The 25,814-nt window shown below is 63.4% G+C and carries 21 protein-coding genes and 1 pseudogene; 7 read left to right on the forward strand and 15 right to left on the reverse strand.

The window, feature by feature from the left end; genetic code table 11:
* Positions 1-72: 72 nt before the first annotated feature.
* The 14 genes and pseudogenes from NP80_RS10945 to NP80_RS10995 form a co-directional block, all read right to left on the reverse strand.
* Entirely contained in the window at positions 73-1,332 is a 1,260-nt protein-coding gene (locus NP80_RS10945) for an IS256 family transposase (protein WP_045593438.1), read from the reverse strand.
* 23 nt (positions 1,333-1,355) lie between these two features.
* On the reverse strand, positions 1,356-1,592 hold the full coding sequence (locus NP80_RS10950) for a PAAR domain-containing protein (protein ID WP_045593439.1): 237 nt from the start codon (positions 1,590-1,592) through the stop codon (positions 1,356-1,358).
* A complete protein-coding gene (locus tag NP80_RS31515; protein WP_170933563.1) occupies positions 1,589-2,557 on the reverse strand; it encodes a DUF6708 domain-containing protein in 969 nt (322 codons plus the stop codon). The genes NP80_RS10950 and NP80_RS31515 overlap by 4 nt, the downstream gene beginning before the upstream one ends.
* Positions 2,558-2,942: 385 nt before the next feature.
* A pseudogene (locus tag NP80_RS31750) lies at positions 2,943-3,141 on the reverse strand (integrase core domain-containing protein); the annotation flags it as partial.
* Between the two features lie 35 nt (positions 3,142-3,176).
* Positions 3,177-3,461: a PAAR domain-containing protein gene (locus tag NP80_RS29350; protein WP_080596238.1), complete on the reverse strand. Its 285-nt coding sequence runs from the start codon at positions 3,459-3,461 to the stop codon at positions 3,177-3,179.
* Entirely contained in the window at positions 3,458-4,426 is a 969-nt protein-coding gene (locus tag NP80_RS29355) for a DUF6708 domain-containing protein (protein WP_080596239.1), read from the reverse strand. The genes NP80_RS29350 and NP80_RS29355 overlap by 4 nt, the downstream gene beginning before the upstream one ends.
* Positions 4,427-4,437: 11 nt before the next feature.
* Entirely contained in the window at positions 4,438-6,999 is a 2,562-nt protein-coding gene (locus NP80_RS10960) for a T6SS effector BTH_I2691 family protein (protein WP_035947463.1), read from the reverse strand.
* 30 nt (positions 7,000-7,029) lie between these two features.
* Positions 7,030-7,833 carry a DUF4123 domain-containing protein gene (locus tag NP80_RS29360; RefSeq protein WP_080596240.1) on the reverse strand — a complete coding sequence of 268 codons (804 nt, stop codon included), beginning with the start codon at positions 7,831-7,833 and terminating at the stop codon, positions 7,030-7,032.
* 10 nt (positions 7,834-7,843) lie between these two features.
* Positions 7,844-10,396, reverse strand: coding sequence for a type VI secretion system Vgr family protein (locus NP80_RS10970; protein ID WP_006410890.1), 2,553 nt, complete (start codon positions 10,394-10,396; stop codon positions 7,844-7,846).
* A gap of 1,149 nt (positions 10,397-11,545) precedes the next feature.
* Positions 11,546-12,058, reverse strand: coding sequence for an outer membrane lipoprotein YfiB (gene yfiB, locus NP80_RS10975; RefSeq protein WP_035489071.1), 513 nt, complete (start codon positions 12,056-12,058; stop codon positions 11,546-11,548).
* 44 nt (positions 12,059-12,102) lie between these two features.
* On the reverse strand, positions 12,103-13,371 hold the full coding sequence (gene dgcN, locus NP80_RS10980) for a diguanylate cyclase DgcN/YfiN (protein WP_006410891.1): 1,269 nt from the start codon (positions 13,369-13,371) through the stop codon (positions 12,103-12,105).
* Complete coding sequence (gene yfiR, locus NP80_RS10985; protein WP_045593441.1) at positions 13,368-14,078, reverse strand: regulatory sequestration protein YfiR; 711 nt, start codon at positions 14,076-14,078, stop codon at positions 13,368-13,370. The genes dgcN and yfiR overlap by 4 nt, the downstream gene beginning before the upstream one ends.
* Positions 14,079-14,372: 294 nt before the next feature.
* Positions 14,373-16,622, reverse strand: coding sequence for a xanthine dehydrogenase family protein molybdopterin-binding subunit (locus NP80_RS10990; protein WP_045593444.1), 2,250 nt, complete (start codon positions 16,620-16,622; stop codon positions 14,373-14,375).
* Position 16,623: 1 nt separating this feature from the next.
* Positions 16,624-17,118 carry a (2Fe-2S)-binding protein gene (locus tag NP80_RS10995; protein ID WP_006396429.1) on the reverse strand — a complete coding sequence of 165 codons (495 nt, stop codon included), beginning with the start codon at positions 17,116-17,118 and terminating at the stop codon, positions 16,624-16,626.
* Positions 17,119-17,241: 123 nt separating this feature from the next.
* Between NP80_RS10995 and NP80_RS11000 the strand changes: the two genes are divergently transcribed.
* Positions 17,242-18,135, forward strand: coding sequence for a LysR substrate-binding domain-containing protein (locus NP80_RS11000; RefSeq protein ID WP_006406085.1), 894 nt, complete (start codon positions 17,242-17,244; stop codon positions 18,133-18,135).
* 1 nt (position 18,136) lies between these two features.
* On the opposite strand, the gene NP80_RS11005 is transcribed toward NP80_RS11000, so the two are convergent.
* On the reverse strand, positions 18,137-19,027 hold the full coding sequence (locus NP80_RS11005; RefSeq protein ID WP_006406084.1) for a LysR substrate-binding domain-containing protein: 891 nt from the start codon (positions 19,025-19,027) through the stop codon (positions 18,137-18,139).
* Between the two features lie 242 nt (positions 19,028-19,269).
* Here NP80_RS11005 and NP80_RS11010 point away from each other — a divergent pair, with 242 nt between their 5' ends.
* From NP80_RS11010 to NP80_RS11035, 6 genes are all read left to right on the forward strand, one after another.
* Positions 19,270-20,172 (forward strand): amidohydrolase family protein, encoded by a 903-nt coding sequence (locus NP80_RS11010; protein WP_006411333.1) that lies wholly within the window; start codon positions 19,270-19,272, stop codon positions 20,170-20,172.
* A gap of 34 nt (positions 20,173-20,206) precedes the next feature.
* Positions 20,207-21,112, forward strand: a complete 906-nt coding sequence (locus NP80_RS11015) for an amidohydrolase family protein (RefSeq protein ID WP_006406082.1) — start codon at positions 20,207-20,209, stop codon at positions 21,110-21,112.
* 77 nt (positions 21,113-21,189) lie between these two features.
* On the forward strand, positions 21,190-22,584 hold the full coding sequence (locus NP80_RS11020; protein WP_006411329.1) for a UbiD family decarboxylase: 1,395 nt from the start codon (positions 21,190-21,192) through the stop codon (positions 22,582-22,584).
* Entirely contained in the window at positions 22,581-23,183 is a 603-nt protein-coding gene (locus NP80_RS11025; protein ID WP_006406080.1) for a UbiX family flavin prenyltransferase, read from the forward strand. Before NP80_RS11020 ends, NP80_RS11025 begins: the two co-directional genes overlap by 4 nt.
* The gene (locus tag NP80_RS11030) at positions 23,180-24,316 is read left to right on the forward strand and encodes a CobW family GTP-binding protein (protein WP_006411322.1); all 1,137 of its coding nucleotides are present in this window, start codon (positions 23,180-23,182) and stop codon (positions 24,314-24,316) included. The genes NP80_RS11025 and NP80_RS11030 overlap by 4 nt, the downstream gene beginning before the upstream one ends.
* 60 nt (positions 24,317-24,376) lie before the next feature.
* Positions 24,377-25,750: a nucleobase:cation symporter-2 family protein gene (locus tag NP80_RS11035; protein WP_006411334.1), complete on the forward strand. Its 1,374-nt coding sequence runs from the start codon at positions 24,377-24,379 to the stop codon at positions 25,748-25,750.
* Positions 25,751-25,814: the final 64 nt, after the last annotated feature.

Here is a 25,814-nt window from a genome sequence, read left to right on the forward strand (position 1 = left end):
CATCGGCATTGGCACAAATCATCCTCCAATGCGGGAGGTATCCGGAATTCCGTGTGTGAGGCGGGTTGAGACTCAGATTCCAATGTTGAATCGTTCCGGGTAAAGCAGCGCGAACTGGGTCATCGCGCTCTTCCAATCGTGCCGAGAGCCGGTCCACTTGGCCACGACGTTGCGCAGCGCCAGCCAGATCAGTTTGAGCGCGGCCTCGTCCGACGGGAAGTGGCCGCGCGCCTTGATGATCTTTCGAAGCTGCATGTGCAGCGACTCGATCGCGTTGGTCGTATATACAATTTTCCGGATGTCAGGCGCGAAGGCGTAGAACGGAATCACCTGATCCCAGGCCCGGCGCCAGAGCGCGGCAATCGGAGGGTATTTCGTACCCCACGGGCTCGTATCGAACGCGTCCAGCGCCACGGCGGCCGCTTCGGCCGACGGTGCCCGATAGACCTCCTTGAGCGCCGCTGCGACCGATTTCCTGTCTTTCCAGCTGGCAAAGTCCAGCGAGTTCCGGATCAGATGCACGATGCAGGTCTGGACCGTCGTTTCCGGGAACACCGTGTTGATCGCTTCGGGGAAGCCCTTCAGGCCGTCGACCACGGCGATCAGGATGTCCTGCACGCCGCGCAGCTTCAGGTCGTTCACCACCCGCAGCCAGAACTTGGCGCCCTCGGTCTGCTCGATCCAAAGGCCCAGCACGTCACGTGTGCCGTCGCGGCGCACGCCCAGCGCCAGGTAGATCGCCTTGTTGCGCACCACGCCTTCGTCGCGGATCTTGACTCGCAAGGCGTCGAAGAACACGACCGGGTACATCGGCTCGAGCGGTCGCTGCTGCCATTCGCGCACTTCGTCGATCACGGCATCAGTCACCGTGCTGATGAAGTCCGGCGACACCTCGATGCCGTACATCTCCAGCAAGAAACCCTGAATCTCCCGCACGCTCATGCCGCGGGCATACATCGCGATGATCTTGTCGTCGAAGCCCGTGAAGCGTCGCTCGCCCTTGGCGATCAGCACCGGATCGAACGTGCCTTCGCGGTCGCGCGGAATCTCGACGTCGAGCAGGTCATTGTCGGTTGCAATGCGCTTGCGGCTGGTGCCGTTGCGATGGTTCGTGCGGCCTACCGGCTTGGCTTCGCCCTTCTCGTAGCCCAGGTGGTGGGTCAGTTCACCGCCCAGTGCACGCTCGAAGATTGCCTTCTTGAGCGCCGCGAGCTGTTCGTTGATCGTCGCCCGATCCAGCGTCCCGGGCACCAGTTGCTTGATCAGTTCCGGGTCCAGGTTCAATCCCTTGCCCGGTTCAATCGTCACTTCTTCCTTGCGTTTGCGTGGCATAAAGTGGCTCCTTGGCCATCAGTTTATGCCCACACACAAAAGATCGGATAGGCTCCCAATGCGACCTGCTTACCCATCATTGTCATCAGCCTCGGCGTGCCGTCGCTGATGATGACGCCCGTCGTGCCGCAAGCCGGGCACTGGACAGCGGCACCCAGATAAGCGACCGGTTGACCCTGAAAGGAGGTGTTGGCGATACCGTCGACCACCACACCGTTGCGGTCGGTCTTATCGCCTCGGAGAATGAAGCGGCGGTTCATGCTGGGAGCCCGGTGGTGGAAGCCTCGGCACTGCAAGCGCGTTTGATATTGTCCGGCCACACTGGCTCGCGGCAAGTCAATTGAGCAAGCCAATGCAACAAAGACTGAGCGAACGCGGGAAGCGATCCAACCGCCACAACGAGCCAAACCAGCGGATTGCCGGAACTAAGTAAGTCTGAGGTGCCATCGAAATTCAACCTCAGCGAATTGCGCAACGAAGCACCTTTCGGTAAGAATTCCGTGACGGGTGGCACCGACGCGGGGCCTTCTTGCATAAATCGCCGGTAGAACTCGAAGTCCTGGTAGAGCACATTCATGATCTCCTGCCCGGCAGCGCTTGACTCTTCGCAAGACAGCACGACGCGCGTTCCTACCGAAAACGTGTCCGTGACCATTCCGTTGTCGTCGAGAACCAGACAGCGAACCACCCGTGCTGCACTCCGCGTGGGGCCGCTTCTGGGCTTGCGTTCAACGTACAGAAAGGCCTTATCCCACGGCACTGACACAACACCGCCAGGACCGTTGTGCCTGAATGCATGAATCATCCGGTTGTGTCGATCAAAGAGAATGGGCTTGCACGTATAGTTGAAGCAGTCGCGCGTCAATGCCCAAATGCCAAGCGCCGATAAGCAAAGTCCGATGAACAGAAAAAAGCTCAATCCACCATATACGAGCCCAAGCTGCCCTCGCTGCTCATAGATCCGAGGTACATGCGTCAGCATCCAAAGTATGGTCGCCGTGAATGCCAACGAGCCGACCCCTGGCAACATAAAGGCAAAAACGCCCCAACCCTTCTCCGAATAGGTTCCATCCCGGACCTCAAGACAAGTATCGCTCATCGAGAATACGGAACGGTCCTCCTTCGGCGTGTCTGACGCAGGCTGTCCGACTGCGAGGCGAGCAGCCTGTTCTTCCTCGCTGACCGGCCGGTTCATGCGATACCAGGAGAGTCCATCGAATGCCATCTGTGTTCTCCATCACGAAAGCATTGCAGCAAATGCCCTTTGTCTTCAGCCAGAGTCAGAACCCGGTCTTTGTCCTCTCCCCCCAAAAGCATCGCTTGAGCCACCTATCCACTTCTTCACCTTTGAGGTAATTGACGATAATATCAATAAGGTCAGCGATAACCGGAAGTGGCAAGACAACAACAGCTGCAGCAGAGCTAGAAAGGAAGACGACCGAGAAAGCAAGACCAAGACCGATGACGTAGCCAGAGCCCCAGCACGCAGACGAACTAACTCTGAAACTTCCGCATAACGAAGGTCCCGTGGCGTGGCCCCTTCAGTAGGAGCAACCGGCTTCTAGCAAAGTCCTTTTAACCCGACTGCTGGAATTCAGCATGAGCATTCGCTATTTCCGATGTTTCGCCGTGAACTCTGCTGATGAAAGATGATTAAGTGCGCTATTAGACTTCTTCTCGCCGTAGCGTACGCGCCACGCGACGATGGTGCCGCGGGCATGCGCGAGACTCGTGAACCAGTGCTCGCGTTAAGGTATTCATCGCAGAACTTGCGGTTGAACGACTCATATACACACCCTGCGTCGGTTTAAACGGAGCAGAGGCCGGGTTTCGTAAGTGAGCCATCATGTCTTTTGGGAGCCCAAACTCTGTGACGCCACGAGCTTCGGCAACGGCTCACATTTGCATTGGCACAAGTCGTTCTCTAATGCGACCTGCTTACCCATCATCGTCATCTCACGATGTGAGCCATCGCTTATGATGATGCCAATCGTGCCGCAGGTTGGACACTGAACAGCGGCGCCCAGATAAGCGAAAGATTGGCCTTGCAGCGAAGTTCCCACGATACCGTCGATCACAGTACCGTTGCGGTCAGTTTTATCGCCCTGACGAATGAATCGTCGGCTCATACAGGAAGCCCGTCGGACGGCATCGCCGCGTTACACGCCTGCTCAACGTCTTCGGGCCATACTGGTTCCCGACAGGTCCGTTGCGCGATGTAGTAAGCAACCGCAAGGATGAATGTCGGTAGCGTAGCAATGGCCGTCACCAAAGACACAACCGGATTTCCCGATCTAAGTAGGTCCGACGCTCCGTCAAACTGCAATTTGAGAGAATTTCGGAGCGAGACTTCTGTGGTGAGGAATTCGGCCACCGGAGGTACCGCAGATGGTCCCTCTTCCATGAAACGCCGATAGTATTCAAAGTCTTGGTAAAGTTCTTCCATCGCCAGTTGTCCGGCCGGACTGTCTTCGTCAAATGCAAGTTCTACGTACTTTCCGATAGAGAACGTGCCGACAACCAGCCCCTTGTCGTTAAGCACGAGGCAACGAACCACGCGCGGTGCTGTTCCAGCGAGACCAGCTTTGGGCTTGCGTTCAATGTACAAAAATGCGTTATCCCAAGGAACTGACAAGACACCACCCGGCCCGTTGTGACGAAAGGCGTAAATCGTGCGGTTCAAGCGGTTAAACCGTATCGGCTTGCGAGTGTAATTGAAGCAATCGACGAGAAGCGCTCGCACGGTTACTGCAAGGCCTCCAACGCCAACTAATGTGAAGATGGCCAGAAGCGCGTAAACAATGCCCTCCTGCCCTTTTTCACGGACGGCGATTGGCATGTGTGTTGCTATCCACACAAACATCGCAACCAAGCAAAGAAAGAGGACACCAGCGGTAGAAAACGCCAGTAACCCCCAGCCCTTTTCACGATAAAGGCCGTCGCATACCTCGAGGTAGGAATCGGTTGCTTTGAAGGCTGTCCCCACGCTCTTTGCGTTATCGGCGTATCGTTCGTTGACATGTAGTCGCGCCGATGACTCCGTATCTGTCACCGGTCGATTGAGCTTATACCGGGAGTGTCCGTCGAAAGCCATACTGATTCCATTCAAGAAAAAATTGCTGTGAACGCCTTCCGGTCCTCTTCAAGCCGCTCAAATCTTTCGCTAGTCGACTTGATGCCGAAATAGCATTGCTCTAGCCAATCGTCCACTTCGCGACTTTTGAAATAGTTAATCAACACACCGATCAGAGCAGCGAGAAGGAGCAATGGCAACGTTAGAACACTTCCTACGAAGGCGGCAACGACCAAGGCTCCTCCAATAAGTGCCGATGTAGTATAGAGCGCAAACATAAGAATATTTCCGTGCTCGAGTTCGTCGTAGGCATGATATGCATCGATAGCCGCCGATACTAACCCGACGACAGCCCCACCGAACCTGCCAACGATGGCTAGGAATCGCCCAACCTTGGCCAGGCTCTCGGAGACCTTGACGCCCGCCTTCTCCATCTGCTCGAGCGCGGCTGAACCATATTGTGCGACGCCCGCAACGAGCCCACCGACCGCATTGTCGAACTTGATACCAGCTTCCGTCTGATTGAACCGATTCGCTTTCTTCAACTCCTCACGAGCGAAACGAAGATTGATGGCACTGAATATCGCCCCGATGCCAGCAAAACCCGGTTCGCCCTTCGTCATAAGCCGGAACTTCGGCATGTAAATCGTCTCGACTACGTCGGGCGTAAGCGTCGCGCCGGCCAACTTCTCAAAGCCGGGTCTGGCCTTGACGTTTGCCATGGCTGCGGCTTCTGCCGCCGGGCTTTCGACTGGCACGAATTGTCTCACCTTGACTTCCGGCTCGGCGCCTCTGCCTACAGTGGCCTTTTCCTGAAGTTGCTTTTTCAGGTCCCGCACACTGATTTTCTGCCGGCCTGGCATCATTTCCTGCATCTGACGGGCGATGTAATTCACCCACTGGTTTACCGAACCGTATACGGCCTTAAACTCGAACAACTGTTTCGTCCGCATGCTCAGCGTGACGTATAGCGTCTTTGTTGCCGCTGTCTCCACGCCCGTACTGACCGCTTGAACGATCGGTCCGCCGGTCTCGTGCAGCAGTCGCGCCAACGCCTGCGCAACCGCCACCTTGATGCCTTTATCCCTCGACTCCTCCACCTGCTCTATCTTGCTGTAAGACTCGATGAGCTTCGCCACAAACTCCCTCAGCTCCGCGTACGGGTAACTGGACGCCTCCTTGACCTTCTCGGCCAACACTGGACTATTCAAGACGAACGCACGTAGCAATGGATTGCGGGTATCGGATACGTTCCCTTCGGCCCATTTAACCAGCACATCAACGGTTTCTTTGCGATCCGCGGAACCTTCGATGCACCGGGTAAACGTGTTGGTATAGTTGAGGCCGCAACGCCAGCTTCCCGGCTCGTAGTCGAACTCGAACACATTGAGGAGCGCGGGACTGGACAGCCACGCCTGATGGTCTTGCGATAGCGGCACGAGCGTACTGGTTTGCTCCTGCTTCATCGCGTTTGCCATCTTTTTCCGAAAATCGACGATGGCCTGCTGCCGATAGTGCGTCGTATACGGCTTCCATGCCTCCGGTCCAGCCGTTGCAAGTTCAGCAGTCTTCTTTGTCTCAATGCTCTTAAGTTGCTTCTCCAGCGCCTTGCCACCATCGAATAGAGCACCGAGGCTCATTCCCTCATAGGTATTCGCTTCCAGCATGCCGGCCGCACGTTCGACGTCCTCTTTCGCCGAGACCGCGACCGCCTTTTGCAGTGCGTCGATCGCGCTGGCTGTCCAGATGCCGTGCTCATACGGTGCAAGCGCAGCGCCGAAAGCCACGCGCTGCTCGAAGTTGAGTTCCTGCGTGATGCCGACCGGGTCCCACAACGCAAAGAACAAGCCTTTGTTCGGCAGGACCGAGTCCATTGCCTTCTTCAAAGCAGGCTGCTGTCCCGCACGGTCGTGGTAAGGAAAGCAACCGGTGACGAGCGCATCGGGACGGCCGCCCTTGTACTCACTCAGTAGCCCCTCGAGATGGTCCACGCTATCGGCGTGCAACTGATTCATGTTGCCGTTATACCAGGCGGTCGCATCGAACTTCTGCATCCGCTTGTCACGACAGCCCATGAAGTTCTTCGCGTACATGTCGCGGACTTTCTGCGTCCAAAGCTCATCGCTGAACGCCAGATACACGGTTCCGGCATGTTCGGCGTCTTCAATGGTGATGCATTGGGCCAACTGCGCATGCCCGGGTTGATGACAACTGAACGGCTTCTCGAAGCTGCGATCGAGCTTGATGCCGACCGGATAGTCGTACAAGTATCCTTCCGCCGTGACTGCATATATCTGCCACCGCTGTGTTTTTGGATAGAAGATATATACGTAGCCGTAACGCAGAGTACGTAGCGTGTACTTCGCCCTCTTGAGCGGGACGCCCACGACGCCGTCGCCAAACTTTCCGCCCATGAGCGACATCGCGCCAGCAGCGCTGTGAGCCTTCGAGTTCGCCACGACCCCGTAACGGACAGGCAGAATCGGCAGTCCCTTCTTCTTGCACATGTTGCATGAATTCGGCGCACGCGAGCTTGTCTGCATCGCGGACTGCGTGAGCTGCGAAATGCTCGCAAAGTTCGTGTCGAGTGCCATTCTTTCTCTCTCTTGTGCCGTCACCCGGGCTCATTGATATTGGATGCTCTCGCGCGCAATCGCTTCCCAGTCCGCTGCGCTCCAGTTCGCCACTGCCTCAGCATACGGGCCTTTTCGTGGTGCCTGTAGAACCGCTTGAACACGAGGATGGCGGTCAAAGTATGGCGAAACGAGGGCGCCGTGAAGCGCAAATGCGATCAGGTTGCCGCCTGAGAGTCCATAGGCCTCGCCCTTTGCAAGCTGCACATCGAGCAACGCCGGCATATCGGGACGCGGCGCCGTACCGTTGCGTCTCAGCACATCGATCGCGCGCCGAACCAGTTCGATGCGCGCGATTTGCGCATGCTGGTCCGCCGTCACGGAGAAGGCTGCTTCCAGTTCGGTCGGGCCGTTGACTTCAGTCCAGCCGCCTATGGGGTCGAGGTATGTCCATGTTTTAATCGGCCCCAGAAGCGTCCCCTTCTGCTCTGCCGTCAAGATGCGACTCAAATGCGGAAACACGCGCGGGTCGTAGTAGCGGAAGACAGCATCGCCCGAAGTCGGCGCCTGCAGTATCAACCGGTCCGCCAAATGCTGCTGCAACCGGCCCGTTGCCTTACCGCATTCGACAATGGCGCAAACGACCGGAGGCAAGTCGCTCTTCAGGTCCGACTCGGCACGCTCCCTCAACGCCGGCAATTGCAGCTCGGGATGCTCGGCACAGTACAGGACGGGAGCCACGCCTTCGAGCTCTGGGCGTGCCAGAGGAACCAACTCGCCGACTTCATAGACCGGCGGCACACCAGACAACTCAAGCGCCCCGTTGACCGCTTCAACGATAACGTAGTGAACCATGCCGCTCACCCTACACGAGTGCTGAACCGGCCTGCGCTGCGGCAGCGAACTGCTGGGCGCACGACTTTGAAGGCGCAAGCTGTGCTGACGCGCTATCACCCTCCGGTCCGTCGAAGACGAGCGGACTGCCTTTTACCTCGACCAGTCCGGGCGCATGAATGAAAATTTTCCCCTCTGCGATGCGAATTGTTGCGCCACCGGCAGTGAGAGTGATCTCCTTCTGCGCCGTAACGTTCACCGAGTCGGAAGTAGACACGACCTTCACGGTCTTATCTGCCGTAAGTTCGATGTTGTCCGACTGCGCTTGCACTTCGACCTTGCCTTTCCCCGCAAACAGCTTGATACCGGCGTTCTGCACGAAGAAGCTCAGTTTCTCGCCGATACTGGCAATCCACGACTTGGCCGCCGAAACGTAGGTACTCTCGCCGCTGACCAGATTGACGTGCTGGGTGGCGGCTGCGTGGAGTGACTTCTGTGTCGACAGCCCCATATCGGCCGGGCTCGCAAGCAACATGACAGGTTGGGAAAACGCATTGGCGCTTCCGGTACCTCCACCCGCAGTCCTGCCGCCCGACATGGAGCCCTGCGCATCGCTCTGCGTCGCAGCAGCAAAGTCCTTGATGGCGTCCTGTGCGTCGTCCAATGTCTCGGCCTTGCCATCGGCCGCGGCGAGCGATCGATGCTCAATCACACCACTCGAATCGATGAGGTGCTGTGTCGCTTCCTTCACATCCAGCGCCTGACTCGACGTGCCGCCGCGGGCGTAGGTCGAAACGTAGAGCCCGCGGCCGGCCCGCAGTGCGCCCGACGCCTCGGTCTTCAACTCGAACCCAGTACCAAGGTAGTTGCCGCGCGTATTGCCAGTGTGGTCGATGAGATAGCCGATGTGCAGATACGAATTCGCCGTCGAGCTAAAAAGCTGAGCCCGGTTCTGCGACGTCGAATCGTCGAAAAGGAGCTGATTGAAACCCTGACCGCTGTACTCTTGCGACTTGAAACCCGACAGCAGGCCGTTCGAATGCCAGTGTGGCGTATTGACGGAGTGAAAGAGCACGCCGCTGACGACCGGACGATCGCAATCCCCGTCGAGGTAATTGACAGCCACTTCCTGCCCGATTCGCGGCACAAACACACCACCGAATCCCTTGCCGGCGTGCGGCAATATCACCCGCATCCAGCACGACGACGTCTCGTTATTGGTGCCGAGACGGTCCCAGTGCATCTGAACCTTCACCCGGTTCAGCTCGTCCGTGTACACCTCCTCGCCCGGCGGTCCGACGATGGTGGCCGTCTGCATATGCATGACGGGCTTTTTGTGCTCGAACGGGCTGCGAAATGGCACCGAACGGCGCTGAACCTCGATCTCGACCAGCACGAAGCTTTCATTACCTAACTGGTCTCTGGACACGAAGGCGGCCTGACGGTCCTTGTACTCGGCACGCAAACGCGACAGGCGCCGCTGCAGACTGCCCGGAAACGGCCGGCTATTGCCCAGCGGTAGATTGTTCTGGAAGGCCCAGCGCACGCCAAGAATCGCGAACTCGCGGTCCTCGGGCTTGCCTGCGTCATGCTCGGGATGGTCTTCGAGGGCGAACCATCGACCGGCATCCATGCACGGCACACTGCCCACTCCGAAAAACCGTTTGCTGCGGGAGACCATTTCTTCGAGCCGAATTCGCATAGCGCGCTCGCCACGATCATAGGACTCGCCGGTAACCGGAAAGCTATAGTGGCCTGCGTATTCGTAGACTTCCAGTTGCTGCGGGATATCGCCCTGGTCGGAGGACGAGCGGTCCGCGCGCAGCAACGGGCGTGACGGACGCTTGTAATCCGCCGTGCTGAACGCGTAGCCGACGCTTTGCGTCGTGCGCTCGGCGCCCCATTCGACGAGCGTGCCTGCTTGACCGTCTTGGTCGCCGCGGTAGAACGCTACTCGCTGAGTAGCGAGTGCCTTGCAACTGAAGAGGTCGTCGGTCACGACAACGGTATGGGACTTGCCGTCCTCCGCGTGCTCGATATACGTGAACCATCCCTCCGATTCCATCAATCGATGGACGAAATTGTGGTCGGTTTCGTACTGCGTGCAGTACGAGCGAACCGCGCCTGCGTCTGTCACATCGAGGCGGAAGTGGCCGCGTGCCTGCGGATGGCCGTTGAATATCTCTGTCAGGATGTCGGCTGTCGTCAGGTCCTGGAAGATGCGGGCGTCCTTGCGGTACTGCAGAAAACGCATCCAGGACGAGAATGAGAGCTGGTAGTAAACGAGCCCTCCGTCCGCCCCGAGACGTCGCGTTGCGTGGACGTAACCGTGCCACGGCAAGTACGACTCGTCGGTTTGACGCACCCATAACGTGACAGGTTGCGCCATCAACTTCTTTAGCTCGAGCGCTTGCTCACGCGAAACAACGTCGACCGTGAGCTCGAAATCCCGCCCCACGCGCGATTCGCCCATAGCACGCTGCGGCAGCAATACTTTCGTCCCGAGAGGAGTGTCCAGGATCAGTGTCCGGTTCGTCTGCTCGATACCGGCATCAAGCATCAACGAATTGGGCAACCTACCCATAGCAGATATCTCCTCGGAAATGCGAATGAATATAAGTAAGGGACGGGAAAATCGAAAGTGCGGCGATATTTTGCCACAGCGCATCGCCCTTTTTTATAACAAGCGTTAAACAACGATCGAGACACGCGCGAATTTCGCTTTGCGCGATGTCGCCCACGTCGCGGACGCGGCGGAATTTTCGCACGCCATTCCAGCGAGAACGAGCAACGATCCAACATCATTTTGGTCCGGAACGGAATTATATATGTCTCGCCGCCCTCTCAGAGACGGCAAGTCAAAATACTGAACACACGCCATTTTACAAATGATCGTCGGTATCAGTCCCGGTAAACTTGTAAAACTACTCTGTGCCTTTGATAGCTGTTATTCCCGAGCCGGGGCAGCTGTCAGAAATAGCAGGCTATGCGCTTTCGAGAACGCGTCGTCGCCTCGCACTCAAGGCCGCTCGTACGGCGGTCGTGCCGTGCCATATCGCCGTGGCCCGGCGGACTTCTTGACGCAACGTTGGAGTATCTGTTACCCAATCTGGATGGCCAAGTCAAAGGTCGATCTGGACAGGCCGGGTGTGAGGCCGTCGAGAAGGAAAGCTGTTTGAAGCTTCTCCGATTTCTCCCTCAAATCCATGCTGCACGCGGTGTAGCTCACGACCGGGTCGCGCAAAGCGCACGTCGAGCCGGTGCTCAATAGCATAAAGAGATAAATCAGTTCCGCACGCCACAGTCCCGTGCAGACAAGCGTGAGAGAAATTTTACGTTACCCCAAAATGCTTCTTGCTTCCGAATCGTAAACTGAAGCCATCTCGCCCCGACGATCGCACCAACGAACAAGTCAAGCTTGCTTAGCAGGAAGGTGAGGTGAAGACCCTTCGGACGGCGATTACACAAACTACATCGGCTCGACGACCCGCTCAGGTTATGGTCGAGCACGGGAAGCGCAGTGACTTAACATTTTTACATAATGATTTCACCCGGGGCTGTATTGCTCGACGCTGGTCAAGCCGAGCTGACGGTCGATTCGCGCCGATCTCGCTCGAAATAGACGTCCGCCGGACAAACCGCCCCTTTACCCCGCCGCCCCGACCAGAAGCGTCAAACATCGACCACGTGCGGCGCTGAAAAGAACCGTTCACGGTCGCACGCCCCGACAACCCTACCTCGGCGAAACCACAATCGCCGCCCGTCGATTCTGCGCCCTGCCCACCGGCATCCGGTTATCGCCCACCGGATCGTGCTTCCCTCTCCCCACGATCGCGATGCGTCGCGCATCGAGCCCGACGTCGACCAGTTCGATCGCGACCACCTCCGCACGCCGACGCGACAGCTCCATATCGTACGCATCGGTGCCCTCATCATCCGTATATCCGTACACCCGCACGCCATCGATCCCCGCCGAGTGCAGCGTGCGCCCGATCCGCTCGACGATCCGCCGCACGTCGGGCTTCAGGTTGTAGCGATCGAAATCGAACAGAATCGGGCCGGCCGCGCCAAATTCGAAGCCCTGCTCGGTCTCCTTGAAGCCGGCCGACTTGAGCGTCGTCACCTGCGTCTCGGTCAGACCGCGATGCGGCGGCGCCGTATGACAGCCCGAGCTCAGCAGCACCCCCAGCAGCGTCGCGCCGACGACCCACATGCGCCCCCGGCGCACCGGCAACGAGTGTCCCATCATCGCCCCCTTTCCACACGAATATGCGCGCGACGCCATCGGCGTCACGCCGGTCCCGCCGCCCCGCCCGCCGACTGCCACGATCCCGGTCGCGTGCGCTTCGCGCGATACATCGCGGCGTCCGCCGCGCGCAGCAAACCGGTCGCATCCGACGCATGATCGGGATACAGCGCGATCCCGACGCTCATCATCGTCGCGACCATGCGCCCGTCGGACAGCTCGATCGACGGCACCATGCCGGACAGGATCGCATCCGCGATCCGGCCGACGCTGCCCGCCTCGCGCACGGCCTCGAGCATCACCGCGAATTCGTCGCCGCCGAGCCGCGCGATCAGATCGGCGTCACGCAACTGTGCGCGCAGCCGCGCCGCGATCCCGATCAGCACCGCATCGCCGGCCTCATGACCGAAGCAGTCGTTGATCTCCTTGAAGCCGTCGCAGTCGAGATAGAGAATCGCGACGCGCTGCCCGGTCGCGCCGGCCTCGCCGAGCGCACGCGCGAGCCGCGACTCGAACTGCACGCGATTCGGCAGCCCGGTGAGCGCATCGTGCATCGCCTTGTGTGCAAGCGACGCGTTCTCGTGACGCAGCGTGTCCTGCCACTGTTCAAATTCGTCGAGCAACGCATTGAAGTCCGCGCCCAGCTGATTGAGTTCGTCGATCGCGACCGGCTCGACGCGTCGCCCGAACGCACGCTCGCGTCGCACGGCATGCGCGACGTCGGCCAGCGCGCGCAGCGGCGCGACGATGTTACGCATCAGCCGCTTCGAACTGACGTAAGCGCCGAGCACGCTGACGATCAGGCAGCCCAGAATGCCGCCGACGCCACCGAGCAGGAAACCGAAGAACTGTTGTCCGCGCCCGCGCACGACGACATGTCCGACGACGATGCCGTCGTGCAGCACCGCTACGCTCGCGGGCCCCGGCAGCGCGAAGTCCGCAACCGCGCGTTCGACGCGCGCGATCCGGCTGGGCGCACGCAACTGCCACGTTGCGAACGGCCGCCCGTCCGCATCGGTGACGATCACCTGCGCGACGTCCTCGTCCGCAGCAATCAGCGCGATCGCCTCTGCCGCCGCAACGCGGTCGCGAAACACGAGCGCCGCCTCGACCGTATACGCCAGCGAGCGCGCGAGCAGGTTCAGGTTGTTGCCGGCATACGCGCGCAATGCGATCACGGCGACGACGATCAGCGACACGGCGGCCATCGCGACGGCGACGAACGCGAGCCGCAGATGCGCGCGTCGCAACACGCTTTGCAGCGTCGGGCGCGGCACGCGCGAAGACGAAACGGGCGGCGCGGATCGGGTCATGGCATCACCGGCCGCCGCGCGAGATTGAGCACGTTCGGATGCACGCGCACGCCGCTGCGCGCCACCGCATCGAGATTGATGTCGAACGTGACGGGCTCGCCGTCGACGTTCAGACAGAACATGCCGCCCGCGATGCACGACGGATCGTGTTCCGCGATCGTCAGCACCGGATGCCCGGCGACGGCGCGCCTGACCTGCGCGCGCTCGTCGTCGCTCAGCATGCCGAGATAGACGACGTCGCACGCGCTGCCGAGCGCGCGTTCGTCGAAGCGGATGCGCTGCACGTCGAGCGGTGTCGTGCCGGCCTGCAGCGTGTCGATCAGTCCGCCCGCATAGTCGGGCCGGCCCACGATGCAGAGACGCAGCCGGGCCGGCTGCGTCGGCCAGCGCGTGAAGCTGACGATGCCGAGCACGACGCGCCGCACGGCGGCATCGTGCGGCGGCAGGGCCGCCTCGGCCTCGGCGGCGCTCGCGGGCGGCGCGGCGGCGATGCGCGCCGCTTCGTCGGGCGCGCCCGCGTATGCGGCAAATCCGGCGAGCGCGGCCGGCACGGCGCCGAGCGCGCACGCGACAGCGAGCAGCACATGGCGCAACGACGCGGCCCGGCCGCAGCGGCCGAACGTCGTCCGCGCGGCCGTCGCTGCCGCGCCCGCCGGCGCCGGTGCAGTCGGGCGATCTGCAGCCGGCGCGCACACTGTCGCAACCATGATCGAAACATCCGCTGGCGTCCTTCCCGGCGCAGCCGCCTGCACGTCGCCATGCGCGTGCAGCGGCACCGTATCGCGCGCACGGTTGCTTCCATCTTAGGTAGAAACGCGTGCGGCCAGCAGTGGGAAACACCCGCGAAAAATCGAAAGTGTGCGACAGCCGTCACGTGCAAGACGATGCACGCGCAATTGTTCAGCGGATTGAACGCAGGCGTGCATCAAACTTCATACGTTCATCGGCGTCGCCCGCATGCGCGATGCGCGACGCTCGACGCACGGCGATCGTTTCGCGCGCTACGAAACCGCCGACAAATCGAACGGTGTCTCGCGCAACCGTTTGCCGGCCAATCGGAACACCGCGTTCGCGATCGCGGGCGTAACGGCAGGACTCGACAGTTCGCCGACACCGCCCGGCTTCGCGCGGTCGCCCTGCACGATGTGAATGTCGGTGTCCGGCATGTCGTTCATGCGCATCACGCGATACGTGTCGAAGTTCGACTGCTGCACGCGGCCGTTGCGGATGTCGATCCGGTCGGACGTCGCGTGGCCGAGCCCCCACATCAGCCCGCCGTACAGCTGTTCCTCGACGCCGGCCGGCGACACCGCGATCCCGCAGTCGGCGACGCACGTGAGCTTGGCGACGCGCACCGCGCCGTCCGCATCGCGCGCGACACGCGCCACCACCGCGACGTAGCTGTCGTAGGCCTGATTCGTCGCGACGCCGAGCGCGACGCCGTCCGGCAGCGGCTGCCCCCAGCCGGCGCGCGCCGCGGCCTCGCGCAGCACGGCCGCGTGCCGCGGGCGGCCTTGCATGTGCGCGAGCCGGAATTCGACCGGGTCGCGCGCGGCCGCGTGCGCGGCCTCGTCCATCAGCGACTCGACCGCGAATACGTTCGGGATATAGCTGACCGCGCGATACCAGCCGGTCGGCACGCCGGTCTCCAGACGAATCCAGCCGATGTCGCGATGCGGCGCCGCATACGCGAACTCCCATTTGGTGAGCGCTTCGGTCGTGCTGAAGTCCATCCGGTCCGCGCGCTCGAGATAGCCGGGCTCCCATTGCTGCGGCGATGCGGGCATTACGGCGCGCAGCCACAGCGACGCGAGGTTGCCGCGCGCGTCGAGCACCGCGCGTGCACGATGGCAGCTTGCCGCGTGATAGAACAGCGCGCGCATCTCGTCCTCACGGCTGTTCATCAGCTTCACCGGCTTGCCGGTCTTCACCGCGAGCCAGGTCGCCTCGAACAGCCAGTACTTCGATTCGCGCGCACCGAAGCTGCCGCCCGATACGCGTTCATGCAGCGTCACGCGGTGCGCGGGAATGCCGCCGATCACCTGAGCGGCTTCCATAGCAGTGGACGGCACCTGCAGCCCACCCCAGTATTCCATTCCGCCGTCGCGCGCCCATACGGTCACGTTGATCGGCTCGAGCGGATTCGCCGCCTTGTACGGCATCGCATAGGTCGCGTCGACGGTGCGCGCGCCCGCGAGCGATGCATTGGCGGGATCGCCGTCGCGGATCGTCGGCACGACGCGCGCGGCCGGATCGTCGACCCACGCGGCCTGCCGCGCGGCCAGCGTGCTGCTGTCGAACGTCTCGAACAGGCTGTCCTCCCATTCGATCTTCAGCGCGGCCTGCGCGCGATGCGCGGACCAGTAGTCGTCGGCCAGCACCGCGACGCCGGCCTGGTTGCCGCCGAGCACGTCGGGGCGCGGCGGAATCTGCAGCACGTCGCGCACGCCGGGCATCGCGAGCGCTGCCTTCGCGTCGACGCTGCGCACGCGCGCGTCGATCACCGGCGCGCGCGTGACGACGGCGACCAGCATCCCCGGCAGCGATACGTCGATGCTGTACGGAAACGATCCGTCGGCCTTTTGCGCGGCGCCGCGCTTGCGACGCAGCTTGCCGATATAGCGGAATTGCGCCGGGTCCTTCAGCGCGACACGCTGCGGCGCCGGCAACCGTGCGGCAGCCGATGCAAGCGATCCGTACGTCGCGCGGTGTCCGCTCGCCGCATGCTGCACGGCGCCGTCGGCGGTCGTGCATGTCGACGCCAGCACGTTCCATTGCCGCGCAGCCGCTTCGACGAGCATCGCGCGCGCAGTCGCACCCGCCTCGCGCAGCCGGTCGTACTCCATCGCGACGCTCGTGCTGCCGCCGGTCGAGAACACCTTCCACAACGGATGGATGTAGTCGGCAAAGAACGGATCCTCGGGCGTGATCACCTCGACCCTGAACGGATCGACGTCCAATTCCTCCGCGACGAGTGCCGCGAGTGCGGTGCGCGTGCCGGTACCCGAATCGTGCTTGTGCACGACGAGCTTGATCGTGTCGTCAGGGAGCACGCGCACCCATGCGTTCGGCTCGAATTCGCCGGCGGCCGGATGCGGGTCGCCGCTCGCGCGTGGGGCGGCCGCCGTAGCATCGGCCAGCCGAAAACCGACGGCGACGCCGGCCGTGAGCAGCGCGGCGCTCCGCTTCAGAAAGCGGCGCCGCGGGGTGTCGTCGATGGGCGGCATCGGTGCGGTTCGATCGTGTCGCATCTCATGCCTCCTTGGCGTCGCCGGCCACCGCGTCGAGCGCGGGATCGCCCGACGCCGCGCGCTTGATCGCGCGATGAATGCGCGCATACGTGCCGCACCGGCACACATTGCCCGACATCGCGGACACGATCGCCGCGTCGTCGACGGGCCGGCCGCCATTCAGCAGCGCGGCCGCCTGCATCAGCTGGCCCGGCTGGCAATAGCCGCATTGCGGCACGTCTTCGGCGACCCATGCGAGCTGCAACGGATGCCGTCCGTCCGGCGACAATCCCTCGATCGTCGTCACTTTGCGGCCCTGCACCGCGACGGCCGGCATCACGCACGACCGCACGGCCTGCCCGTCGACATGCACCGTGCATGCGCCGCACAAGCCCTTGCCGCAGCCGAACTTCGTACCGGTGAGCTTGAGCCGGTCACGCAGCACCCAGAGCAACGGCATATCGTCCGGTACCTGGTCGAGCGAATGGCGTGTATCGTTCACGACGATGTCGATCATGCGCGGTCTCCTGAGTCGGGTCGTGGGGCCGCGCATCGCCGTGCGCGGTATCGCATTATCGAAACGCGGCACGCGGGCGCGCCAGCGATCATTTCGTCGATTCCCTGTCAGTCGGACTAACAGATGCTCAAGCGATACCCTTCGATCCAGTCGATGCAGGCATTTCTGCAGGCCGCGCGGGTCGGCAGCTTCTCCAGCGCCGCACGGCAGCTCGCGCTGACGCACAGCGCGATCAGTCAGCAGATCCGCTCGCTCGAGGAATTCATCGGCCAGCCGCTGTTCGTGCGCACGGGCGGCCGCGTGAGCCTCACCGATGCGGGCACGCTGCTCGCCCACCAGTTGTCGGACGGCCTCGAGCAGATCGATCGCGCGTTATCGTCCGTGAAGGGCCGCGCGAGCGCGCCGTCGCTGCGGCTCGACGTCGATCCCGAACTGATGCAGGGCTGGCTGCCGGCGCGCATGCCGGCACTGATGCGCGCGCTCGGCGGCACGACGCTGACGGTGCTGTCGGCGCCGCGCCACGATCGCGATGCGTTCGATCGCGTCGATGTCGCACTGCGCTACGGCTACGGCGAATGGGAAGGCGTCGACAGCGCGCTGGTCTGCCCGGACCGGCTGACCGCGATGGCCTCGCCGGCGCTGCTCGAACGCTACGGGTTGCGCGCGCCGCTCGCGCCGGCCAGCGTGCTGACGCTGCCGCTGCTCGGCTATACGAAACGCTCGTGGATTCCGTGGCTCGAAGCAGCCGGGCTCGCGCCGGTCGAACCCGACACGATCGCCGTGTTCGACAACGCGGCCGGGCTCGTCGCCGCGCTCGCCTCAGGGCTCGGCGCAGGCCTCGCACGCGGGCTGCTCGCCGCCGACGCTCGCCGCGACGGCCGCCTCGTCGAGCTGTGCACGATCGCGATTCCGACGCACTACAACCTCCATGCGATCTGGCCGCGCGAGCGGCACGCGCGCGTGAAGCCGCTGCTCGACGCGATCGGCGCGCTGGTCGCGCAAACGCTCGCGCGTTGAGTCACGCGCGGTATTCGGCCGCGACTTCGCGCACCGTATCGAGAAACGCGCCGAGCACGGCGGACGTGTCGTCCGCGCGGTAGCGCGCCTGCAGCGACACTTCGAGCTCGGGCGCGAGCAGCGGCACGAACGACACGCCGCCCGTCGAGATCTGTCGCGCCGACGCGGGCAGCAATGCGACGCCCAGCCCCTCGCGCACGAGCGACAGCAGCGTGTGCACCTCGACGACCTCATGCTCGATCCGCGGCGTGAAGCGCGCGTCCACACAACACTGTTGCAGGAAGCGCGCGAGCTGCGAATGGCGCAGCCCGAACGACACGAAGCGCTCGTTCGCAAGCTCGCCGAGCGCGATCGCTTCGCGCGACGCGAGTCGATGATCGAGCGGCAGCGCGGCCACCGCCGTTTCGCGCACGACGACCTCGCTGCGGATCGCCGGATCGTCCTGGAACAGCCGGAAGAAACAGACGTCGAGCCGCTTCTCCTTGAGCGCATCGATCTGCGCGGCCGGCGTCATCTCGTGCAGCGACCACTGCACGTGCGGATGCCGCTCGGCGAACACGCGCAGCGCGCGCGGAATCGGCGCGACCATCGCGGAGCTGATGATGCCGACCGCGACGCGGCCTTTTTCGCCGCGCCCTGCGCAGCGCGTCAGGTCGATCGCGCGATCGAACTGCGCGACGATCAGCGGCACCTGCTCCTTCAGTGTTTTCCCTGCCTCGGTCAGCTCGACGCGATGCTGCGAGCGCACGAACAACGCGGTGCCGAGCTGTTCCTCGAGCAGCCGGATCTGCTGGCTCAGCGGCGGCTGCGAGATATGGAGCCGCGCGGCCGCGCGCCCGAAATGCAGCTCGTCCGCAAGCACCGCAAAGTAACGCAACACACGCATGTCCATATCGGAAACGTATCAAGAGCGTCAGTAAAAAATATTGTACAGAGCGCATTTGGCTTGTGACACTCGGTCCCAAGCAGCAGTGCACGTCGCAGTGTGTCACTCGATGCCGGCGAGGGGAAGGCGCCAAAAAAGGACGCCTTGAAAAGGGCCGCGTGAATCCGACCGGAACGGTCGCTTCATCGACGTGCCTGCCCGCGACCCGGCAACCGGCCCTTCCGGTTCCTCTCAAGGAGATCGAGTAGATGATCATCGACACAAGCTGTTATCCGACGAACCTCGTCGACCTCGCCTGGCGCCACGACGGCGAGCCGTTCACCGGCGAGCGCCTGATCGACACGATGAACGGCCCGTTCCTCATCAACGGCAAGCCGCGCCGCATCGACAAGGCGTTCATCCAGCCGCCGCAGGGCAACACGATCTACACGTACACCGACGGCGAAAAGTCCGGCACCGAATCGATCGACGCGTACATGGCCTACACCGTCGAGATGGTGCGCAAGTATCCGGACCGCTTCATCGGCTGCTTCGTCTACAACCCGCGGTGCGGCGTCGAGAACGGCGTAAACGCGATCGGCCACTACGTGCGCAAGCTCGGCTTCAAGATGGTCCAGTTCCAGGCGAACATGCACGCGTACCGGCCCGACCGCGCGCTCGACTGGCTGCGGCCCGCGCTCAGGAAATGCGCGGAGCTCGGCGTGCTCGTGAAGCTGCATACGGGCGACGGCCCGTACAGCATCCCGACCGAATGGGTGCCGATGATCAAGGAATTCCCGACCGTCAATTTCATCATGGCGCACTTCGGCGTGCAGACGGGCGGCGTCTACTGCTTCGAGCCGTTCCAGCTCGCGATGGATTTGCCGAACGTGTACTGCGAATCCGGCTGGTGCCTGCAGTCGCGCATCGTCGAATTCGCGAAGGTGCTGCCGACGCACAAGATCCTGTTCGGCTCCGACACGCCGCCGAACGAACCGGGCATGTGGCTGCGCCTGCTCGAAGTGCTGTGCTTCGATCCGCCGCAAGGCATGAATCTCGACGAGGACACGCTCGAGGACTACCTCGGCAACAACACCGCGCGGATGATCGGCCTCGAACCGACGCCCGCGCCGCGCACCGTCGACGAAGCGAAAGCGCTGCTGGCCGCCTGACGCCGCATTCCCTGTCCCGATTCCGGAGCATTGCATGATCATCGATACGCACCTGCACCCGACCAACCTCGTCGACGAAGCGTGGCGCCACACCGGCGAGCCGTTTACCGGCGAACGCCTGCTGAAGATGATGGACGGCCCGTACATCATCAACGGCAAGCCGCGCCGCATCGACATGGGCTTCATCCAGCCGCCGCCCGGCAACACCGGCTATCGCGACGGCAACCGCCGCGGCCGCGAAGGCATTCGCGACTACATGGCCTATATCGCCGAACTGACGCAGAAGTACCCGGACCGCTTCATCGGCAACTTTACGTACAACCCGCGCTGGGGCCCGGAGAACGGTGCGGCGGAACTCGAGTTTCACATCAGGGAGTACGGCTTCAAGATGGTGAAGCTGCACGCGAACATGCACGGCTATCGGCCCGATCGCGCACTCGACTGGCTGCGGCCCGCGATGAAGGTCTGCGCGAAGTACAACACCGTCGTGCTGATTCACACCGGCGACGGCCCGTACACGATCCCGACGCAGTTCTACCCGATCATCCGCGAATTCCCGATGGTGAACTTCATCATCGGTCACTTCGGGATCCAGACGGGCGGCAACTATTCGTTCGAGGCGTTCTGGATGGCGATGGACACGCCGAACGTCTATTGCGAATCGGGCTGGTGCTACCAGTCGCGGATCGTCGAATTCGCGCGCCAGCTGCCGCGCCACAAGATCGTGTTCGGCACCGATTCGCCGCCGAACGAACCGGGCATGTGGCTGCGCGAGCTCGAGATGCTGTGCGGGCCGGCCCCGCAAGGCATGGATCTCGACGAAGACGGGCTCGAGGACTACATGGGCAACAACATCGCGCGGCTCGTCGGCATCGAGCCGACCAAACCGCCGAAGGACCTCGCCGAAGCCGAGAAGCGCCTGAAGGCGACGTACGTGTAAGCGCGCGCGGCCGGACCGCGCCGCGCACATGCGCGTGCGGTCCGGCCATTTCTGTTCCGTATCCGACGGAGTGCATCATGGCGTCGAGCCTTTTCGCCGAGCAGCAGGATTTTCATCACTTCGCGAACGCCTATCGCGCGCATTACCCCGACGACATGCTCGCGATCGCGCAGCCGTTGTCGGCGGACCAGGACGTGACGGCCGTCGTCGCGTCGCTCGCGGCGCGCGGGCGGCACGACATGCTCGTCTGCGAGCGCGTCGACGGTCTCGCGGTGCCGCTCGTCACGAACGTATTTGCGTCGCGCACACGCATCGCACGGCTGTTCGGCGTCGACGCGCACGATCTGTTCGATGCATGGCAGCGGCGCGCGAACGCGCCGATCGCGCCGGTCTTCGTATCGCACGGGCCCGTGCTCGATCACGTGGTCGAAGGCGACGCGGTCGATCTCGCGCAGTTGCCGATGATCCGCCACTTCGAAACCGATCGCGGGCCGTACGTGACGAACGCGGTGATCGTCGCGGAAGATCCCGAAACCGGCATCGCGAACCTCAGCTATCACCGTTCGATGCGCGCTGCGCGCGACGCGCTCGCGACGAGCCTGCATTCGCGCGGCCATCTGTGGCGGATGCTGCACGCGGCGAAGTCGCGCGGCGATACGCTGAAGGTCGCGATGGTGATCGGCGCGCATCCGCTGTTCATGCTGGCCGCCGCCGCGCGCGTGCCGTTCGGCGTCGACGAGCGCGCGATCGCGGGCGGGCTGTTCGGCGCGCCGCTGCAGCTCGTGCGCACGCCGCGTTACGGCATCGGTGTGCCGGCCGCGGCGGAGTTCGTGCTCGAAGGCACGATCGATCCCGACGCACACGCGCAGGAAGGGCCGTTCGGCGAATTCACCGGCTATTCGTCGGACCGATCGACGAACAACGTGCTGCGCGTCGACACGATGATGCGGCGCCGCGATGCGTGGCTCGTCGACGTGGTCGGCGGCCCCTATGCGGAGCACCTGACGCTCGCGCGGCTGCCGCGCGAAGCCGAGATGAGCGAGAAGCTGAAGGCGCGCTTTCCGGCCGTCACCGCGATCCACTATCCGAATTCGGGCACGCACTTTCACTGCTACGTCGCGCTGAAGCAGACGCGCGACGGCGAAGCGCGGCAGATCATGCTCGCGCTGCTCGGTTGGGATCCGTATCTGAAGAACGTCGTCGCGGTCGACAGCGACGTCGACATCACCGACGACGCGCAGGTGCTGTGGGCCATCGCCACGCACTTCCAGCCGCATCGCGACCTGTTCGTCGTCGACGGTCTGCCGGGCAGCCCGCTCGATCCGTCGTCGTCGGCCGACGGCACGACGTCGCGGATGGGCCTCGACGCGACGCGCGGTGCGCGCTTCGACGGTGTGCGCGCACGCGTCGGCGACGCCGCCATGAAGCGCGTGGCGCAGCTGGTCGCGCAACTCGACGGAGCCGCGCGATGAGCGCGCGCCGCCTCGTGGTCGGCATCAGCGGCGCGTCGGGCTTCGTGTACGGAATGCGGCTGCTCGCGCTGCTGCGCGCGCTCGACATCGAAACGCACGTGGTCGTATCGCGCGCGGCCGCGCTGACGATGGCGCACGAGACCGACTGCAAGCTCGCGGACGTCGCCGCGCTGGCCGGCGTGCTGTACCGCAGCGACGACATCGCGGCGCCGATCGCGAGCGGCTCGTTCCGCACGCTGGGCATGATCGTCGCGCCGTGCTCGATGAAGACGCTCGCGGAGATCGCGTGCGGTTTGACGTCCGGCTTGATCTCGCGCGCGGCCGACGTCGCGCTGAAGGAACGCCGCCGGCTCGTGCTGCTCGCGCGCGAGACGCCCTACACGCTCACGCACCTGCGCAACATGGCGGCCGTCACCGAAATGGGCGCGATCGTCGCGCCGCCCGTGCCCGCGTTCTACGCGCGCCCGGCATCGCTCGACCAGATGATCGATCACACGCTCGGCCGCGTGCTCGATCTGTTCGACATCGATTCCCGCACCGTCCATCGCTGGAAGGACAACGATTCGCAGCCCCATCGACTCAACGGAGACGCATCATGACGCATATCCACACCACGCACAGCGACGTCGAAAAGATCCCGGTCACCGTGCTCACCGGCTTTCTCGGCGCGGGGAAGACCACGCTGCTCAACTACATCCTGCGCGAAAAGCACGGCCGCAAGATCGCGGTGATCGAGAACGAGTTCGGCGAGATCGGCATCGACAGCGGCCTCGTGCTGGAATCGACCGAGGAAATCTACGAGATGACGAACGGCTGCGTGTGCTGCGTCGGCGCCGTGCGCGAGGATCTGGTGCGCATCGTGCGGATGCTGGTCGCGCGGCCCGACCGGCTCGATCACATCATCGTCGAGACGAGCGGCCTCGCCGATCCGTATCCGGTCGCGCAGACGTTCTTTCTCGACGATCCGATCGCGAAGGAGGTCGCGCTCGATGCGGTCGTCACGATGGTCGATGCGAAACACATTCGCGCGCATCTCGACGATCTCGTGCTCGACGGCCGCGACAACCAGGCGGTCGACCAGATCGTCTGCGCGGATCGCATCGTGATCAACAAGGTCGATCTCGTCGACGCGGCCGACGTCGAATCGCTGAGCGCGCGGCTGCGCGAACTGAACGCGACGGCCGAGATCGTCACGTCGAGCTACGCGCAGGTCGATCTCGATCGCATTCTCGGCGTCGGCGCGAACGAATTCGCGCAGATTCTCGTCGAGAGCGACGGGCTGCACGCCGACACGGACGCGCATGCCGACGGACATGCCGAGGAACACGCGGCGCACGACGCGCACGACGGCCACGATACGCACGCGCATCGCGACCACCCGAGCCACGACCGCCACGACGATCACGACGACCACGAACACGACGCGAGCGTGTCGTCGGTCGGGATCGAAGTCGACGCCGACGTCGATCTCGACGCGCTCGAAGCGTGGCTCGCGGAGCTGCGCGACGCCGACACCGCGAACCTGTTCCGGATGAAAGGGATTCTCGCGGTGCACGGCCGCGCGCAGCGCTACGTGCTGCAGGGCGTACACGGCGTGATCGAGCTGCGCGCCGCGCAGGCGTGGGGCACCGAGCCGCGTGCGTCGCGCATCGTCTTCATCGGCCGCGATCTCGATCGCGCCGCGCTGACCGACCGTTTCCATGCCTGTCTCGCCGCGCCGGTCGCGGCCTGACGGGGCGCCGGGCGCGCGCATGCCGCGCGCGCCGGATCACGAACATCAGGAGACACGCCCATGCACTCTGCCTCACATCCCGTCGACCGCATACTGCCGCGCCGTCAGATGCTGACGCTCGGCCTGCAGCACATGCTCGTCGCGTATATCGGCGCGATCGCCGTGCCGCTGATCGTCGCATCCGCACTGAAGATGTCGCCCGCCGATACGACCGTGCTGATCAGCACCGCGCTGTTCTGCTCGGGGATCTCGACGATCCTGCAGACGGTCGGCATCTGGAAGCTCGGCGTGCGCCTGCCGATCCTGCAGGGCGTCGCATTCAGCAGCGTCGGCCCCGTGATCGCGATCGGCCTCACGCCGGGCGTCGGCTTCGCGGGCGTGTGCGGCGCAGTGATCGGCGCCGGCATCGTCACGACGCTCGCCGCGCCGCTGATCGGCCGGCTGCGTCGGCTGTTCCCGCCGGTCGTCACCGGCTGCATCGTGACCGTGATCGGCCTGCAACTGTTTCCGGTCGCCTATCAGTGGGCGGGCGGCGGCGACGCGGCGAAGCTGCAGTTCGGCGAGCTGTCGTTTCTCGCGGTCGCGCTCGTCGTCGCGGTCTCGATCCTCGCGATCAACCGCTTTGCGAACGCGTTCCTGCGCAACCTGTCGGTGCTGATCGGGCTCGTCGCCGGCAGCCTGCTCGCCTATGCGCTCGGGATGGGCAATTTCACGAACGTCGCCGCGGCGCCGTGGTTTACCGTGCCGATTCCGTTCCACTTCGGCGCGCCGGTGTTCGCGATCGTGCCGGTGCTCACGATGGTCGTCGTGATGATCGTGCAGATGGTCGAGTCGATGGGGCTGTTCGTCGCGATCGGCGACATCGTCGAAAAGCACGTCAGCGAGGACGACGTCGTGCGCGGGTTGCGCGCAAACGGCGTGGCAAGCGCGATCGCCGGCACCTTCGCCGCGTTTCCGTTCATCGCGTTCATGGAGAACGTCGGCCTCGTGATCCTGACCGGCGTGCGCAGCCGCTGGATCGTCGCGGTCAGCGGCGTGCTGATGTGTGTGGTCGCGCTGGTGCCGAAAATCGGCGCGGTCGTCGCCTCGACACCATCCGCCGCGCTCGGCGGCGCCGGCATCGCGATGTTCGGCGTGGTCGTCGCGGCCGGCGTGCAAACGCTCGCGAAGGTCGACTTCGAAAACAACCGCTACAACGTGCTGATCGTCGGCTTCACGATCGCGACTGCGCTGATCCCCGTGATGGCGCCGAAAGTGTTCGCGCACATGCCGGACTGGACGCAGCCGTTCCTGCACAGCGGCGTCGTCATCGCGTGCATCGTGTCGGTCGTGCTGAACGCGCTGCTGAACGGCGTGCAGGCGGCCGACCCCGCACCGGCGCACGCCGCCGCCGACGCGGCGCACGGCGGCCCGATGGCGCGCGAATGCGACTGACCATGCGACTGAATTGCAGCGCGCTGCGCGCGGGCGCAGGCTCGCGTGCGGCGTGCGACTGCCC

The sequence above is a fragment of the Burkholderia multivorans ATCC BAA-247 genome (assembly GCF_000959525.1).
Taxonomy (GTDB): Bacteria; Pseudomonadota; Gammaproteobacteria; order Burkholderiales; family Burkholderiaceae; genus Burkholderia; species Burkholderia multivorans.

Bases quoted from the DNA above. Each gene is read 5' to 3' on its own strand.
- NP80_RS11010 (WP_006411333.1), top strand. From the start codon at position 19,270: ATGATCATCGACACAAGCTGTTATCCGACGAACCTCGTCGACCTCGCC.
- dgcN (WP_006410891.1), bottom strand. From the start codon at position 13,371: ATGACCCGATCCGCGCCGCCCGTTTCGTCTTCGCGCGTGCCGCGCCCG.
- NP80_RS11020 (WP_006411329.1), top strand. From the start codon at position 21,190: ATGGCGTCGAGCCTTTTCGCCGAGCAGCAGGATTTTCATCACTTCGCG.
- NP80_RS31515 (WP_170933563.1), bottom strand. From the start codon at position 2,557: ATGGCATTCGATGGACTCTCCTGGTATCGCATGAACCGGCCGGTCAGC.
- NP80_RS11005 (WP_006406084.1), bottom strand. From the start codon at position 19,027: ATGGACATGCGTGTGTTGCGTTACTTTGCGGTGCTTGCGGACGAGCTG.
- NP80_RS11025 (WP_006406080.1), top strand. From the start codon at position 22,581: ATGAGCGCGCGCCGCCTCGTGGTCGGCATCAGCGGCGCGTCGGGCTTC.
- NP80_RS10945 (WP_045593438.1), bottom strand. From the start codon at position 1,332: ATGCCACGCAAACGCAAGGAAGAAGTGACGATTGAACCGGGCAAGGGA.
- NP80_RS10990 (WP_045593444.1), bottom strand. From the start codon at position 16,622: ATGCGACACGATCGAACCGCACCGATGCCGCCCATCGACGACACCCCG.
- NP80_RS11030 (WP_006411322.1), top strand. From the start codon at position 23,180: ATGACGCATATCCACACCACGCACAGCGACGTCGAAAAGATCCCGGTC.
- NP80_RS29350 (WP_080596238.1), bottom strand. From the start codon at position 3,461: ATGAGCCGACGATTCATTCGTCAGGGCGATAAAACTGACCGCAACGGT.
- NP80_RS10950 (WP_045593439.1), bottom strand. From the start codon at position 1,592: ATGAACCGCCGCTTCATTCTCCGAGGCGATAAGACCGACCGCAACGGT.
- NP80_RS10970 (WP_006410890.1), bottom strand. From the start codon at position 10,396: ATGGGTAGGTTGCCCAATTCGTTGATGCTTGATGCCGGTATCGAGCAG.
- NP80_RS10995 (WP_006396429.1), bottom strand. From the start codon at position 17,118: ATGATCGACATCGTCGTGAACGATACACGCCATTCGCTCGACCAGGTA.
- NP80_RS29360 (WP_080596240.1), bottom strand. From the start codon at position 7,833: ATGGTTCACTACGTTATCGTTGAAGCGGTCAACGGGGCGCTTGAGTTG.
- NP80_RS11035 (WP_006411334.1), top strand. From the start codon at position 24,377: ATGCACTCTGCCTCACATCCCGTCGACCGCATACTGCCGCGCCGTCAG.
- NP80_RS10960 (WP_035947463.1), bottom strand. From the start codon at position 6,999: ATGGCACTCGACACGAACTTTGCGAGCATTTCGCAGCTCACGCAGTCC.
- NP80_RS29355 (WP_080596239.1), bottom strand. From the start codon at position 4,426: ATGGCTTTCGACGGACACTCCCGGTATAAGCTCAATCGACCGGTGACA.
- NP80_RS11000 (WP_006406085.1), top strand. From the start codon at position 17,242: ATGCTCAAGCGATACCCTTCGATCCAGTCGATGCAGGCATTTCTGCAG.
- yfiR (WP_045593441.1), bottom strand. From the start codon at position 14,078: ATGGTTGCGACAGTGTGCGCGCCGGCTGCAGATCGCCCGACTGCACCG.
- NP80_RS11015 (WP_006406082.1), top strand. From the start codon at position 20,207: ATGATCATCGATACGCACCTGCACCCGACCAACCTCGTCGACGAAGCG.
- yfiB (WP_035489071.1), bottom strand. From the start codon at position 12,058: ATGGGACACTCGTTGCCGGTGCGCCGGGGGCGCATGTGGGTCGTCGGC.